Origin of the sequence: Solwaraspora sp. WMMD406 (assembly GCF_029626025.1) — a bacterium.
Taxonomy (GTDB): Bacteria; Actinomycetota; Actinomycetes; order Mycobacteriales; family Micromonosporaceae; genus Micromonospora_E.
This window is the reverse complement of record NZ_JARUBF010000001.1, coordinates 5,213,494-5,228,766: the sequence shown is the minus strand read 5'-3', so window position 1 is coordinate 5,228,766 and position 15,273 is coordinate 5,213,494. Positions and strand designations below refer to the sequence as shown.

The following is a 15,273-nucleotide window of genomic DNA, read 5'->3' as shown; positions in this document are numbered from 1 at the left end:
CGTCCGGCTCACGGGCGCGCCTGCGCGCGGCATCGTAGCTGGACAACTACGTCCGGTTCGCGCGTCGTTGCTGTCCAATCGGTCTTCGTTGCGTAGGGTCTGGGTTCGACCGCCAGTGAGTGATGCCCTCTCAGGACGGAGCAGCAATGTCTGTCGAGGACGGTGACGCCCCGGTCGACCGGGCCAGGCGCGGGGTACGGGGCTGGGTCCGGGAGCTGGGCCGTCGGACCGGACGAGGGCTGGGCCTCGTCACACCGTACGGGATCCTCGCCTTTCTCGCCGCGTCGGCCGTCGCCCCGGTGGCCGGGGCCGGCCTGGGCGCCTCGGGGGTCTTCGCGGCCACCCTTGACCAGCTCGGCGACGTCGGTGGCGGCTACCTCTCGGACGTACTCGCCCGTACGGCCGGCCGGATGCGGGGACGTGCGGTCACCGAGCAGCAATGGCGCGACGCGGTTGCCGAGGAGCTGCTGTCCCGGCTCGACGCTGGCGACGAGCAGTCCGAGGCCCTTCGCGCCGACGTCGGACGGCTGCTGCGGGCCGTCGACGCGGTCGAGGTCGCCCTTTCCGAGGCCGTACGCGGGGATCCCGGGTTGCGCGACGAGCTGGCCGCGGCCTTCCACCTGCTCGGCGAGGACATCGGCGCGCTGCGCTGGATGGTGACCGACGTGCACCGGGTGCTCGGTGACGTACGGCGTCAGCTCGCCGAACGCAGCCATGAGCAACGTGCCGAGATGGAACGAATCCGGCGACAGCTGATTACGATCACCTACCTGACGTCGCGGATCGACCGGGATCGGGCCGACGACCCGGGCGGTACGGCAGGCACCGTCGAGCCGACCGGAACGACCGGGTCGGGCACCGACCCGCACGGGTTGGCACCGGTCTGTCCGTACCCGGGGTTGGCGAGCTTCGAGCCCGAGGACGCGGCCTGGTTCCACGGCCGTGAGGAGCAGATAGCCCAGGTCCTCGGGCATCTCGCCGAACAGGCCGCCGGCGGACCGCCGCTGGTGGTGACCGGCGTTTCCGGGGTCGGTAAGTCCTCGCTGCTGCGGGCCGGGGTGCTGCCGGCCGTCGCCGGCGGCGCGCTCGGCGAGTCGTCCGGATGGCCCTGGATCCTGGTGACACCGGGCTCCGACCCGCTCGACGAGCTGCTCGCCCGGACCGTCGCCAGGGCCGGCGTCGATCCCGACGAGCCGGGCATCGAGACGGTCCGCGCCGAACCGACCCGATTCGGCGAACTCGCCGCGAAGGCGGCTGACGCGATCGCCGCGAAGGCGGCTGACGCGATCGCGGCGGACCCGGCTGACGCGATCGCGGCCGAGACGGCTGACGTGATCCAGCAGCCGGCGGCGGACACCATGGTCGGTCCGGCGGCGGCCGACCGCCTGGTGATCGTCGTCGACCAGTTCGAAGAACTGTTCACCCACTGCACCGACCCGGCCGAGCGGCTCGCGTACGTGACGGCGTTGACCAACGCCGCTCCCGCCCTGGTGGTGATCGCGGTCCGGGCCGACTTCTACGCCGACTGCGCGGAACTGGCCCCGTTGGCGCGGGTACTGTCCGCCGGTCACCTGGTGCTCGGCCCGTTGACCATCGACCAGCTGCGGCGAGCTGTGCGCCGGCCGACCGAGCGCGCCGGACTCGACATCGACCCGGGCCTGGTCGAACTGCTCCTCGCCGATCTCGGGGCGGCGAACCCGGCCGGCTACGAACCGGGCGCGCTGCCGTTGCTCGGCCACGCGCTGCGCGCCACCTGGGTGCGGCGGGACGGCCGTCGGCTGACCGTCGATGGGTATCGCGCGACTGGCGGGATTCATCGCGCGGTCGCCGAGACCGCCGAACGGATCTACCTCGACCTCGACCAGCCCGGCCGACGGGCGCTGCGGTCGGCCCTGCTCACCCTGGTGACCGTCGCGGACACCGGCACGGTGCTGCGTCGGCGCGGTGACCGCGCCGCGATCGAACCCGGGGTGCTGTCGAGGCTCGTCGCGGCCCGGCTGGTCACCGCCGGTGAGGACACGGTCGAGATCACTCACGAGGCCCTGCTGACGAGCTGGCCCCGGCTCACCGGCTGGCTGGCGCAGGCCCGCGACGAGCTGGTCCTGCGGCAACGGTTCGTCGTCGCGGCCCACGACTGGCAGGCCGCCGATCGCGACCCGGACCTGTTGTTGCGGGGGACCCGGCTGGTCGCTGTCCGGGAGTGGTCCGCGGGCCGTGACGACCTGAGACCCCCCGAGACCGACTACCTGCACGCCAGTGTCGCGGCGGCCGACGCCGCCGAGGCGGCCCGGCGTAGCGGGGTCCGCCGGTTGCGCCGGCTGACGGTCGGGCTGGCGGTGGCGCTGCTGCTGGCCGTCGCGGGCGGTCTCGTCGCACTGGACCTCCAGTCGACCGCGAACGAGCAACGTCGGCAGGCGACCTCCCGGCAGTACGCCGCCGAGTCGCTGATCGCCGCCGAGAGCGACGAGTTGCTGGCCATGCGCAAGGCGCTCGACGCGTGGGCACAGGCACCGACCATCGAGGCGTACGGCGCACTGGTCTCGGCGCAGTCCGCCGTCACGCTGGGGCCGCTCGGCACCGAACCGGGTGGGCTGTCGGTCGCGGTGAGCCCGGACGGATCGGTGGCCGCGGTCGGGCACCCGGACGGCACGGTACGGCTCTGGGAGGTCGCCACCTTGCGTCAGCGGGACGTCGTGCTGTGGCATGCGGACCGGGCGGCGGTGGTGTCGTTGGCGTTTTCCCCGGACGGCCGGTTCCTGGCGTCCGGCTCGTTCGCCGCCGACGGGGTGCAGGTGTGGGACGTGGCAACGGGTGACCTACTGCGTCGGCTGCCCGCCGCTGGCGCGCTCGGGTGGCTGCCCGGCACCACGACCGTGGTGGCGAGCCGGGTCGGTGCCGACCTCACCCCGGAACTCCAGGTCGGCGGGTGGGACGTGACCAGCGGGGAACTCGTCCTCGCGCTACCCACCGGCATGTTGGCGTTCGACCTGAGTGTCAGCGGCGATGGCAGGTTCCTGGCGATCGCCAACCCCGCCGACGGCGGCGGCCAGGTATGGCGGCTCGCCGACCAGGTGCAGGTGGGGGCGATTCCCGCCGTCAGTCAGGTGGCGTTCGGCACCGCCGGCACCCTGGTGGTCGGCGGCTCGGACGGCGACCTGGCGGTCTGGACCATCGGCTCCGCCGAACCGGCGCGACCGTTGACGACCGGACCGCAGCGGCCGGCGGCGCCGCTGACCATGACCCCGGACGGCACACTGCTCACCCCTGGCGGCTGGCAACCGGGCCGGGTGGACGGCTGGTCGATCGGCGCGGACGTGGTCGGCCCGGCGTACGTCGGATTCGCCGGACAGGCGCTGATGGATCTGACCGTTTCCGCCGACGGGCGGGTCGTGGCCGTCACCGGCCCGGACGCGCCGACAATGCTGTTTCGCCGGGGTGCCAGCCGGTTGCCGCATCCCGAGTCGGTGCGGTATCTGGCGGTCGACCCGGCCGGGGACCGGCTGGCCACCGCCGCTGGGGACGGTGCGCTGCGGATCTGGGATCTCCCCGGCCGCCGGACGGTGGCGACGGTCCGCCCCGACGCGACGGTGACCGGTCTCGCCGCCGCCCCGGACGGCACCGTCGCGGTCGCCACCACTGATGGACGAGTGCTGCGCTACACGGCCGACGGCACCGCCGGTGACGCGCTGCGGATCGCGGACGGTCGGGAGGAAACGGAGGGACCGGACGGACCGGTGACCGACGCGCGGTGGCCGGTGTACTCCCCGGACGGCCGGCAGCTGGCGGCGCGGGTGACCCGGACCGGGCCGGACGGTACGGAGCAGGTCGGCGTCGCGGTATGGGACCTCGGCGCGCGGGGGCCAGGCGGTGCCGCGGGTGAGCCCGATGCCGATCCGGGGGCGCCGGTGGCGACGTTCCTGCCGACCGGCGACGGTACGGTGGGCGCGCTGGCCTTCACTCCGGACGGCGTCCGGCTGCTCGCCGCCGTGAACCACACCACGGTCGCCGGCTTCGACACGGAAACGCGGGCGGAGATCTGGTCCTGGCGTTCGACCGACCTGTCGCCGTTGGATTCCCAGTCGGTCGGCGCGCAGCGAATCACCGCTCTGGTGGTCAGCCCGGACGGACGGCTGGTGGCGGTGGCCGGCACCAACCGGCGGGTCGAGTTGCGGGACGTCGACGGGTTCCGGCTGCTGCGGGCCACCGCGCCGCAGACCGCGACCGTCGAGCGGATCACCTTCTCCCCGGACGGTACCGTGCTGGCCGGCAGCCTGGTCGCCGACGACCTGGTGCGGCTCTGGGACACCGGGAGCACCCAGCTGACCGGCGTACTGAGCGGGCACGCCAGCGACATCAACACGCTCGCCTTCACCCCGGACGGCGTGTTGCTGTCGGGCTCCACGGACACCACCCTGGCGCTGTGGCGGCTCGACGCCGGACAGGCCGTCCGGATGGTGTGCGACGTGGTCGGCCCGGCGGCCCGGACGGTCGGGGACCATCCGCCGGCGTCGTGTCGCTGAGCAGCAGCCAGGGCCGACGGGTCGCCGAGCGGCGATGACAGCCGGGTGCTGGGCCGAGCGCAGGCCACGACGATCGGAGCCCGGACGTGGCCGGGCCGGCCGGGCGGGGTTCACCCGCCCGGGCCGGCCCGGCTGTCAGCCGGCGGGAGCTCAGCCGAGTTCGTAGGTCAGGCCGGTCCAGAACGACGGTAGCGGGCTGAACCAGGAGTTGTTCGGAGCGGCGTTGCACCCGCTCTCACTGCGGCTGTGCAGCCCGTACGCCCAGCGGCTGCCGCTGGAGCTGAGCCAGTACCAGCCGCCGCCACTGTCACCCGGGCAGGCGTCGTAACCGCCGACGCGGACCATGCCGCGCTTGTTCGGGTCGCTGACCGAGGTGATGGTGCCGCACGGGTTGCCCGGGTTGGCCGGGTCGATGATCCGGGCGGCGAGGCAGACCGTCTCGCCCTGCAGGATGAAGGACATCGACGGAGCGGCGCCGTTGACGCCCACGAAGCGGCCGGCCATGTTGTGCATGTAGATCCGGCCGACGGTGTCGGCGCTGTAGCTGGCGTTGGTGACCTGGATGGCGCCGGCGTCGACCACTCCGGAGTCGATCGCGTCGGTCATCGTACCGATCGTCGTGGGGGTGGTGGTGCCGGTCGACCAGGCGGCGTTGAGTCCGGCGCAGTGTCCGGAGGTGAGCAGGAACCGGATGCCGGTGCTGCCCCGGGCGGTGAATCCGGCCGAGCAGGAACCGCCGGACCGTCGGATGACCAGTCCGGACCGGAGGCTGTCGTTGCAGTCGTTGCGGGAGTTGCAGACGTCGAGGTCGAACGGTCGGTTCTGGGCGTCGACCAGGCTGACCCCGGCGGGGACGGCTCCGGCCAGGGCGGCCCGCTGGCGGGATGGAATCGCGACGACGACCTGGTTGGTCTCCACGTCGATGCCGACCAGACCCGCGGCGGCCCGGCTGAACGCGTCGGTGCCGGTCCGCAGCGATTCCGCCAGCTGTTCCAGTTGGGCGTAGGTGCGAGTGACCCGGTGGGTGCGGACCGGGACGCGCAGGTCCCGGCTGATCGTGGCGATCTCGGCTTCCGCCGTGGCGGTGGTGACCGCCACCTGGTAGGTGGCCGAGAAGGGATCGAACCAGGCACCGCCGAAGGTGTCGGCGCGCTTGACGAGTTCGGCCTTGAGCTGTTCGCCGCTGGACTGGACGGTGGCGGCCCTGGCGGCGGCGTCGGCGCTCAGCCCGGGGTAGGTGTTGCGGTACGCCTGTGCCATCGCGGCGGTCAGGTCGGTGGACCGGCCGGTGTCACTGGCGAGCGGTGCCTTCGCGCTGGTGGACGGTGCCGCTCCGGCCGGGACGGCGACCAGTGCGGTGACGAGTAGTGCGCTGGCGCCGACACTGCCGAGCATGCGCAGGACGCTGCCCGGCGTCCTGGTGCGGGTCGGGCCTCGGTGACCTGTCACGTCTCCTCCTCGTGGCTCTGGCGGGCCGGGCGGTCCGCCAGAGGAAGGGTGACGCAAAACTATCGGTCGGTGGCTCTTCGTGTCGGCTATGCGATAGATCAACATCGATGGTAATCGTCGTTGTCGAGGGTCTGCCCGGGTCGGCGTCGGCGTCATGGGACGTCCCCGTCCCGGTGCCGCGACGGCTGGAGCCGGTGGTGGGCACAGATCAGAGGCGTCGGTGCATCACGTGCAGTCCGACCCGACCATGCCGGGGATGACGGAACGCCTCCGGCACGGTGGTCAACACCTGGAACCCGAGCGAGCGCCACAACCGGACCGCCCGTGCGTTCGTCTCGACCACCGCGTTGAACTGCATAGCCCGGAAACCGTCGAGCCGGGCCTGATCGATCACCCGCCGGCCGAGAGCCCGGCCCACTCCCTGCCCGGCCGCGTGCGGGCCGACCACGAACGACGCGTTCGCCACGTGATCGCCGCCGCCGCCCTGGTTGGGCAGACTCCGGGCGGTGCCCAGCACGGTGCCGTCGTCGTCCACCGCCACCACCACCCGGCCACGTGCCGGCACGACCAGCCAATAGTCGCGGGCCGCCTCCTCGGACATCGCCGGATCACAGGCGAGCGTCTCCCCGGCGGCGATCACCGGAGCCAGGCATCGCCAGATACCCGGCCAGTCCGCGTCACGCGCCGCCCGGATCGACAACCGTACGGTCGTCAACGACCGGCGCCCGTGCCGTCGTGTCGGCTCTCGCCGTGGGCGACGCACCGGGCCGACCAGCCGGCCGGCAGTACCTGCACCTTCATCCGGCGCCGGCACCGGACACAGAAACGCGGTGGTTCCCAGGCACGCGCGGCCGCGCAGGAATCGTGCGTACCGGTGTCGGCGGCCTCGCCGCACCGGTCGCACCAGAGCACGTCGACGTCCACGGCACCGCTCAGATCGTCGCGGACAGGGCCTTGACCGGCATCTTCAGGTCGTCGAGCAGGGCGAGGTCCTCGCTCGCCGGGCGACCGAGCGTGGTCAGATAGTTGCCCACGATCACGGCGTTGATCCCGCCGAGCAGACCGTCCCGGGTGCCGAGATCGCCGAGGGTGATCTCCCGACCGCCGGCGTACCGCAGAATGGTGCGGGGCATCGCCAACCGGAACGCGGCGATCGCCCGCAGCGCGTCCCGCGCGTCGACCACCGGGCGGTCGCCGAGCGGCGTGCCCGGCCGCGGGTTGAGGAAGTTCAGCGGCACCTCGTGCGGGTCGAGTTCAGCGAGTTGGGCGGCGAACTCGGCGCGCTGCTCGATTGTCTCGCCCAGCCCGAGGATGCCGCCACAGCACACCTCCATGCCCGACTCGCGCACCATCCGCAGCGTCTCCCACCGCTCCTCGAAGGTGTGCGTGCTGACCACGTTGGGGAAGAACGACCGACAGGTCTCCAGATTGTGGTTGTAGCGGTGCACACCCATCTCGACGAGATCGTCGACCTGCTGCTGGGTGAGCATGCCCAGCGACGCGGCGACCTGGATGTCCACCTCGGCCTTGATCGCGGCGACGCCCTCGCGCATCTGGCGCATCAACCGCGCGTCCGGACCACGGACCGCGGCCACGATGCAGAACTCGGTCGCGCCGGTCGCGGCGGTCTGCTTCGCTGCCTCCACAAGGGAGGGAATGTCGAGCCACACCGCCCGTACCGGCGAGGCGAACAGGCCGGACTGTGAACAGAAATGGCAGTCCTCCGGGCAGCCCCCGGTCTTCACCGAGACGATGCCCTCCACCTCGACGTCCGGACCGCACCAGCGCATGCGGACCTCGTGGGCGAGTTGCAGGGCGGCCGGCAACTGGTCGTCGGGGAGGCGCAACACCGCGAGTACGCCTGCCTCGTCCAGGCCGACGCCACGCTCCAGGACTTGAGCGCGGGCTAGGTCGAGGATCTCAGCCATGGTCGTACCCTACAAGGCGGTGCGACGACGAGGGGGACACGTGGCGGACTGGTTGGACAGCCTGCGGCGGCGCGCCGCCCTGCGCGCCAAGGCGGGGCTGACCCGTGAGTTGCGTCCCCGCGCCGCGACCGACGCGGGGGTCGACCTGGCGGGCAACGACTACCTGGGTCTGGCCCGGCACCCGCAGGTCGCCGCCGCCGCCGCTGACGCGCTGCGGCAGTACGGACTCGGCGCCACCGGCTCCCGGCTGGTCCGTGGTTCGACCGCTGCGCACACCGCCGTCGAAACCGCCCTGGCCCACTGGCTGGGCGCGGACGCCACGCTGGTGTACTCGTCCGGCTACCTGGCCAACCTCGGCGCGGTCCGGGCCGTCACACAGCCCCGTACGCTGCTGATCAGCGACGCGCACAACCACGCCTCACTGATCGACGGCTGCCGGCTCTCCGGCGCGCGGACCGAGGTCGTCGCGCACGCCGATCCGGCGGCGGTCGAGGCGGTGCTGGCCGCGCACCCCGGACGCCCGGCGGTGGTGGTGACCGAGTCGATCTTCTCCGTCGACGGCGACCTCGCGCCGCTGGCCGACCTGCACGCGGTGGTCCGTCGCCACGGCGCGCTGCTGCTGGTGGACGACGCCCACGCGCTCGGGGTGATGGGCCCGCACGGCGCGGGCGGAGTGGCCGCCGCCGGGCTGTCCGGCGCGCCGGACGTGCTGGTGACGGCCACCTTGTCCAAGGCGCTCGGCGGCGCCGGCGGCCTGCTCGCCGGCCCGGAGCCACTGATCCGGCACGTGATCGACACCGGCCGGACCTTCATCTTCGACACGGCGCTGCCACCGGCGGTGGCAGCCGGCGTGCGGGTGGCGGTCGACCTGGCGCGTTCCGGCGAGTCGCTGCGCACCGAACTCGCCGCCCGGGTCCACCTCGCGGTGTCCCGACTGACCGACGCCGGTCTGACCGTCGGCGGCCCACCCGCCGGTGGCGTCGTCTCGGTGGCGGCACCCGGATCGCAGGCGGCGCTCGACTGGGCGCGACGCTGCGGGGAGGAGGGCGTGGCGGTCGGCTGCTTTCGTCCGCCGTCCACGCCGGACGGGCGAGCCCGGCTGCGGCTGACAGTCAACGTGGGCATCGCCCGAGCCGATTTCGAACAGGCACTCGACGTGATCGCGAAGTGCGCGCCGTGACCGGCTGGCGCGGCCCGGTGGTGGTCACCGGCACCGACACCGGGGTCGGCAAGACCGTGGTCACCGCGGCCATCGTCGCGGCGGCGCAGACCGCCGGTCTGCGGGTGGCCATGATCAAACCCGGGCAGACCGGTACGGTGACCGGCGAACGGCCGGACGCCGAGATCGTCGGCCGACTGGCGGAACCGAGCACCGTACGGACCCTGGCCAGCTATCCGGAACCCCTGGCGCCGCTGGCCGCCGCGCGGGTCGCCGAGGCCGAGCCGCTGGAGCTGTACGCGGCGGTCGACGCGGTCCGGGCCGACGCGGACAAGCACGACCTGGTTCTCGTCGAGGGCGCCGGTGGGCTGCTGGTGCCGATGGGACTCCGTCCGTCGGGTGAGCCCTGGACGATCGCCGACCTGGCGGTGTCGTTGGGCGCACCCGCGGTCGTGGTGACCCGGGCCGGTCTCGGCACCCTCAATCACACGGCGCTCACCCTGGAGGCGCTGGACCGCCGGGCGATCCCCGCCGGGGTGGTGCTCGGGGCCTGGCCGGCCGAACCCGAACTGGTGCACTGGGCCAACCTGAGCGAGTTGGTGCCGACGATGGTCGGCGCGTTGCCCGACGGCGCGGGCGGCCTCGACCCGGGCGTGTTCCGCCGATCCGCCCCGGGGTGGCTGACCCCGGCGCTCTACGGTGTGCTGGACGACTGGCGGGCCTGGGCTGAGGACGTCAGCTGACCGGTCCGCCGCTGGTCGGTGCGTCACCGACCGGTCCGCCGCTGGTCGGTGCGTCACCGACCGGTCCGCCATGGCCGGCCCGCCAACGGATCACGAACGTGTCCGGCATCCGGAACGACAGGTTGTCCGGTGACCATGGTGCCCGTACCACCTCGGCGGGTCCCAGCAGCGGCGCGGCCTCGGCCAGCACCACCGCGCTCTCCATCCGGGCCAACTGCGCCCCGACGCAGCGGTGCGCGCCCGCCCCGAAGGCCAGGTGCCGGCGGGATCCGCGCTGACCCGGAACCATCCGACAAGGATCGGCCACCACCGCCGGGTCCCGCCCGGCCGCCGCCAACCAGAGCACCAGACTGGTCCCCCGGGGCACCGGCTCTCCGTCGACAGTGGTGTCGACGGCGGCGGTACGGCGCCAGGTGACGATCGGCGGCACCAACCGCAGCCCTTCCTCCACCACGTCGTCGACCTCAACCGAATCGTCGAGCAGCCCGGCGATCACCGACCGCTCACCGACCAACCGATGCAACAACAGGGTCAGGAACTGCGAGGTGGTCTCCTGCCCGGCCACCAGGAGGAAGAACAACACGCCGACGACGGTGTCCGGTCGGTGTCCGTCGGCGCGCAGCGCCGCGGCCAGACCACCCCCGGTGGCGGCGAAGTCCCGCAGTACGGTGTGGAACCGCCCGACCACGTGGGCGAGGTGGCGTTGCCGGTCGGTGTCCACCGGAGCCCAGAACAGCTCCAGCGCGGCCCGCGCGAACGCCTTCACCGTCGCGGTCGTCGTGGCGGGCAACTCGATCATCCGGGCCAGCACCAGCAGCGGCAGGTCGGCGGCGAGTCCGGCGTGCAGGTCCACCGACCCGCCAGCGGACAGCTCGGCGGACAATGCGGCCACCCGGTCGCGGACCAGCCCGGTCAACCACTCCCGCTGCCCGGCGACCCGCACCGGATGCAGCGCGTCGGCCACCAGCGCCCGGATCGCCGGGTGGCTGGCGGTGCCGTTGTTGGCCAGCGTCGGCGGCAGCCGGAAACCGTACGACGTGAGGATCCGCAGCGCCGCCACCGGGATCGGGGTGACCGCGTCCAGCGCGTTGTCCGGCCGGAAGGTGGCCGGGTCGGCCAGCACCCGACGGACCAGCGCGTGCCGGGTGACCAGCAGGTGCGCCACCCCGGTGTGGTCGGTCACCCAGGCGGCCGGCGGCCACCGCGCCTCGTCGACCAGCTCCCAGTTGCGAAACAGCACGGACGCACGCTATCGGAGCGCCGGCCGACGGACCGGTGGGCGCAGCTGCCAGACCCGGGCGTGGCGGACCCGTACGCTCTCCAACGCCGTCGGCACCGGCACCTGGTAGCCGATCAGTTCGGTGAAGCGGTCTCGGGGCAGGAACGCCCGATCCGGGTCACCGACCAGCACCCGTACGCCGTCGGCGGCGGCGCGCAGGAGGAACCGCAGCATCCGCGCGGCCATCGCCTCGCTGTAGAACACGTCGCCGGCCAACACGACCTGAGCGTCGCCGTGGTCACCGTCGAGCAGGTCGGCCACCGTCGCGGCCAGCCGTACCTCATTGGCCTCGGCGTTGAGCTCGGCGGCGGCCACCGCGACCGGGTCGACGTCCACCGCCCGTACGCGTGCCGCGCCGGCCCTGGCCGCCGCGATCGCGACCAGCCCCGAGCCGGTGGCGAGGTCCAACACCCGAAGCCCGGCCACGGTGTCCGGCTGGTCCAGCACGTAGCGGGCCAGCGCCTGGCCGCCGGCCCAGGCGAATGCCCAGAACGGTGGCGGCTGCTCGCCGCGGAACTCGCCCTCGGTCAGTTCCCACAGCCCGATCGGCTCGTCGGCCTGGTACAGCCGCAACTCCGGCAGGTGAGCGACCGGGGCGAGGCGGGCGTGGGCACGGACGAAATCGACCGGATCAGTGGACACCCAGGGATTGTCCCGGCCCGCCGGAACACACTGGCACCGGGTCGGTGTCACCGGTTCACCACTGGTAGTCAAAACCCGCCCTTTCCTTTGCGGTGGGTGAGAAGAAAGGGCACTGTCCGGCACAGCGGTACGCCCGTACCGTTGCCGATGGACAGGATCCGACGGGACCGGATCCGGCGGTGCCGGCGGGACATCGCTCCAGCTACGGAGGGACGAACGTGGTGGTCACGGTGGGACGGTTCGCGGCTCGTGCGGTCCTCGGGTTGGCCGGTGCCGCCGGACTGCTGGTCACCACCGCCGGGCCGGTCCTCGCCCAGCCCGGCTACCGCCTGGAGATCGCCGAGGTGCCGGACGAGGCGCTCGCCGGCGGCGGCCCGGTCCCGTTCACCGTCGTGGTAAGCCGTGACTTCGGCGGCGACTGCGAGAAGGTGCGCTGGTCGCTGGTGCTGCGTACCGAAGGGCTCGGTCTCGAGCAGGTCCGCGCGGCACGGATCGAACAGGGCCAGGCGTTCGCGATCGACGTGCGCACGGACGGGGACAGCGCCCGGCTGACCGATGTGCGGCTCGATCCGGGAACCCTCTGCGGCGACCGGACGGTCACCGCCGAATACCAGTTCAGCTTCGCCGAGGACACCGCGGGCGGCAAGGTCACCTTCACGGCCGAGGCGTACACCGTCGATCTGCGGTTGCTCGCCGATACCGGGGTGACCGTGCCGGTGGTCGCGGAGTCGGGCGCGGCCGACGCCACACCGTCGCCCTCGGCCGAGGCGACCGAGGAACCGGGGATCGAACCACCGGCGGGCGGGTCCGCCACCGGCGGCTCGGCTGACGACGGGATCGGCGGCGGCGCCGGCCAGCCGGTCGACGCGATCCCGGCCGGAGACGCGTCGGGGATTCCGGTGGCGTGGTTCGTCGCCGGTGGCGCGATGGTCTTCGTCGGCTTCGGGCTGCTACTGCGGGTCCGCGCCCGGCTGCTGCGGGCCACGGCCGATCCGGACTCTCCGCTGCCAGTGGCCAGCCAGCCCCGCCTCACCGGCCAGCCCCGCCTCACCTGCTGGCCGATGCCGACCCGGTCGCCGGTACGCGGCGTCGGCCGCGCCGCCGACGGGTGGAACCGGGTCGACACCGCTGCGTACGACGACCAGCTCTCCGCCGCGTTCGACGACCAGCTGTCCGGATCACGGTCGGGGCGGAGCCGGTGGCGGTGACGGCGGCCGGCTCCGGCCGGCGGCCCGCCGGACCATCCGGTTGGCCTCCCGCTGCGGAATCCCGGTCGCTCGCAGCAGGTCGCTGCCGGCGGTCCGGATCTGAGCGACGACCACGTTGCCGGAGTAGCCGATCCCCTCGGCGTACGCTTCGCCGGCCTCGCTGACCGCCCGCAGCACCCGTTCCCGGGTCCGCCGGAACTCCTGTCCCCGGTCGAGTTCCCGGTGCATGGCCCGGATCGCCGCACCCAGCTGCCGTACCGCGGTGGGTAGCCGGGTGGGTACCGGTTCGTCGTCGTCGATCATCGACAGGATCCGCCGTACCATCGCCCGGGTGTTGCGGGCCGCCCGGTCGAGGTGTTCGCTGCCGTCGGTCAGCTCCTCCAGCACGTGCCGGTTGGACCAGCGGCGTGGTGCCAGGGTCACCACCTCGTTGGCGGCGTCCAGAGCCTCTCGCAGCCGGGACAGCTGCGGTCCCATCGCGCGAACCTGGTCCAAGGCCCGCTGGGCGCGGTCCCGGTCCCGGCTGGCCAGCGACTCGGCGGCCAGATCGAACTGACCGGCGAGGGCGTCCAGAGCCGGCCCGACCGCCCGTTGCACCAGGCGCAGCGGATTCAGGGGCAGCAGGACGAGCACCACGGCGAGCCCGGCCAGGCCGCCGACGACCGCGTTGACGAAGCGGGGGATCTCGATGTCGGCGTCGGCCGGAGCCAGCGTGGCGACTAGTACGGCGGTGCCGCCGGCCTGTACCAACAGCGTGCTGCCACCCCGCAGCAGGATGGCCACCGCCACCGCGAGCGCCACGATCAGTCCGGTCTGCCACGGGCCGGTGTCGATCACCAGGATCAACAGGTCCCCCGCACCGATACCGACCGCCACGCCGACCACCGTCTCGACGGTGCGTCGTAGCCGCTGGCCGAGCGCGGAGACGATGGTGCCGACCGCCACCGCCGGGGCGAACACCGGATCCGGATTACGCAACACGTCGTTGGCCAGCAGCCAGGCCAGCGCTGCGGCGACCCCGGCCTGCGCCGGGATGATCGCTCGGCCGCCGAGATGCCGCAGCCGTCGCCGGGCGAGTCGGGCACCGTCCGGCGCGGCCCGGCGGAACCGGGCGACCAGTTCGCCCCCGTCCGGTAGCCGCATCCCGCCACCTACCCTGCCCGGCGGCGCTCATGCGCCGACCCAGCACCCGTCCGGAGCGGTCCGGGCCGATGTCGCCGGCCCGGCTACGGTCTGCCCGCGGGTGCGGGCTACGGCCCGCCCGCGGGTCCGGGCTGCGGTCTGCCCGCGGGTGCGGGCTACGGCCCGCCCGCGGGTCCGGGCTGCGGTCTGCCCGCGGGTCCGGGCGGCGGTCCGGCTGCAGGTCTGGTCTGAGCGGGTACGCTCGACGATCTGGGCAAGCGCTTTCCGGAGGTGGTGTCGTGGCAGTGTCGACAAACGGTACGGACGAATCGGCGGACCCGGTGACCCTCGCGGTGCATGGGCGGACCGTGGCCGAGTATGTGGTCTGGCCCGACGTGGATCCCCGGTACTCGCCCCGTCCGTACCTGCACCCGGTTCGTACCCTCGCCGGGGTACCGGTCACCGACACCCTTCCCGAGGACCACCGCTGGCATCTGGGGGTCTCGGTGACCATGCAGGACGTCGCCGGCACCAACCTGTGGGGTGGGCGGACCTATGTCCGGGACGCCGGTTACACCTGGCGCGACGACCACGGCCGAATCACTCACGACGCCTGGCTCGATCGTGGCCCAGCCGGGTTCCGGCAGCGCCTGCGCTGGTGTGACCCGACCGGCGCCACCTTGCTGACCGAGGAGCGTGTCGTCGCCGCCGGTGCGGTGCCGGGACGGTCTGACGCGTGGTGCCTCGACATCGCGTACGAGCTGTCCGCCGGCGCGGACCGGGAGATCAGCCTGGGCAGCCCGGCGACGAACGGCCGTCCGGGCGGCGCGGGGTACGGCGGGTTCTTCTGGCGGCTCGCCCCGGGGAGTCCGTTCGCGTTCACCAGCGCGGCGGACGGGGAGGACGCCGTCAACGGCAGCACCGAGCCCTGGGTGGCGGTGAACGGAGAAGGGTCGGCCGGTGAGCCGTACAGCGTGATCTTCACCGGTCTGTCCCCGGGGGACCACTGGTTCGTCCGTACCGGAATCTATCCCGGTGTGTGCGTCGCGCTCGCCTTCGAAGAGCCGTTGTCGGTGCCGGCGGGGCAGACGGTGCGCCGCCGGCACCGGGTGCTGGTCGTCGACGGGAGGTCGACCCGTGACGGCGTGGTGTCGACGCTGGCGTCGTTCGGCTGACCAGTACGGCGTCTGGCTGCCGCCGGGGCGGTTGGCAGCAGGTCCTCC

Annotated in this window: 11 protein-coding genes and 1 pseudogene; 5 read left to right on the top strand and 7 right to left on the bottom strand. The window is 73.2% G+C overall.

The features are described 5' to 3' along the window. The first annotated feature begins 146 nt into the window (after nucleotides 1-146). Nucleotides 147-4,520 (top strand): AAA family ATPase, encoded by a 4,374-nt coding sequence (locus O7632_RS23055; RefSeq protein ID WP_278117151.1) that lies wholly within the window; start codon nucleotides 147-149, stop codon nucleotides 4,518-4,520. A gap of 150 nt (nucleotides 4,521-4,670) precedes the next feature. Here O7632_RS23055 and O7632_RS23050 read toward each other — a convergent pair whose 3' ends face one another. The 4 genes from O7632_RS23050 to bioB all read right to left on the bottom strand — a co-directional run bounded on the left by O7632_RS23050 (nucleotide 4,671) and on the right by bioB (nucleotide 7,897). Beyond that, on the bottom strand, nucleotides 4,671-5,969 hold the full coding sequence (locus O7632_RS23050) for a hypothetical protein (protein WP_278117149.1): 1,299 nt from the start codon (nucleotides 5,967-5,969) through the stop codon (nucleotides 4,671-4,673). A 208-nt stretch (nucleotides 5,970-6,177) separates the two neighbouring features. Then, a complete protein-coding gene (locus tag O7632_RS23045; protein WP_278117148.1) occupies nucleotides 6,178-6,684 on the bottom strand; it encodes a GNAT family N-acetyltransferase in 507 nt (168 codons plus the stop codon). Next, the gene (locus tag O7632_RS23040; RefSeq protein WP_278120296.1) at nucleotides 6,681-6,905 is read right to left on the bottom strand and encodes a hypothetical protein; all 225 of its coding nucleotides are present in this window, start codon (nucleotides 6,903-6,905) and stop codon (nucleotides 6,681-6,683) included. Before O7632_RS23040 ends, O7632_RS23045 begins: the two co-directional genes overlap by 4 nt. Next, nucleotides 6,902-7,897 (bottom strand): biotin synthase BioB, encoded by a 996-nt coding sequence (bioB, locus tag O7632_RS23035; RefSeq protein ID WP_278117146.1) that lies wholly within the window; start codon nucleotides 7,895-7,897, stop codon nucleotides 6,902-6,904. The genes O7632_RS23040 and bioB overlap by 4 nt, the downstream gene beginning before the upstream one ends. Before the next feature lie 40 nt (nucleotides 7,898-7,937). Between bioB and O7632_RS23030 the strand changes: the two genes are divergently transcribed. Together O7632_RS23030 and bioD are read left to right on the top strand one after the other, a co-directional pair. Then, entirely contained in the window at nucleotides 7,938-9,077 is a 1,140-nt protein-coding gene (locus tag O7632_RS23030) for an 8-amino-7-oxononanoate synthase (RefSeq protein WP_278120294.1), read from the top strand. Beyond that, nucleotides 9,065-9,799, top strand: coding sequence for a dethiobiotin synthase (gene bioD / locus O7632_RS23025; protein WP_278117145.1), 735 nt, complete (start codon nucleotides 9,065-9,067; stop codon nucleotides 9,797-9,799). The genes O7632_RS23030 and bioD overlap by 13 nt, the downstream gene beginning before the upstream one ends. A gap of 85 nt (nucleotides 9,800-9,884) precedes the next feature. Here bioD and O7632_RS23020 read toward each other — a convergent pair. Beyond that, a pseudogene (locus O7632_RS23020) lies at nucleotides 9,885-11,018 on the bottom strand (cytochrome P450); the annotation flags it as partial. 30 nt (nucleotides 11,019-11,048) lie between these two features. Beyond that, nucleotides 11,049-11,720: a 50S ribosomal protein L11 methyltransferase gene (locus O7632_RS23015; protein ID WP_278117143.1), complete on the bottom strand. Its 672-nt coding sequence runs from the start codon at nucleotides 11,718-11,720 to the stop codon at nucleotides 11,049-11,051. A 218-nt stretch (nucleotides 11,721-11,938) separates the two neighbouring features. Here O7632_RS23015 and O7632_RS23010 point away from each other — a divergent pair, with 218 nt between their 5' ends. Beyond that, nucleotides 11,939-12,928, top strand: a complete 990-nt coding sequence (locus tag O7632_RS23010; protein WP_278117141.1) for a hypothetical protein — start codon at nucleotides 11,939-11,941, stop codon at nucleotides 12,926-12,928. Here the strand turns inward: O7632_RS23010 and O7632_RS23005 are convergent. Next, nucleotides 12,899-14,071, bottom strand: a complete 1,173-nt coding sequence (locus O7632_RS23005) for an FUSC family protein (RefSeq protein WP_278117139.1) — start codon at nucleotides 14,069-14,071, stop codon at nucleotides 12,899-12,901. The two genes, O7632_RS23010 and O7632_RS23005, sit on opposite strands and share 30 nt — an antisense overlap. A 278-nt stretch (nucleotides 14,072-14,349) precedes the next feature. On the opposite strand from O7632_RS23005, the gene O7632_RS23000 reads away from it, so the two are divergent. Continuing rightward, nucleotides 14,350-15,225, top strand: a complete 876-nt coding sequence (locus tag O7632_RS23000) for a PmoA family protein (RefSeq protein WP_278117138.1) — start codon at nucleotides 14,350-14,352, stop codon at nucleotides 15,223-15,225. The last annotated feature ends 48 nt before the right edge of the window (nucleotides 15,226-15,273 follow it).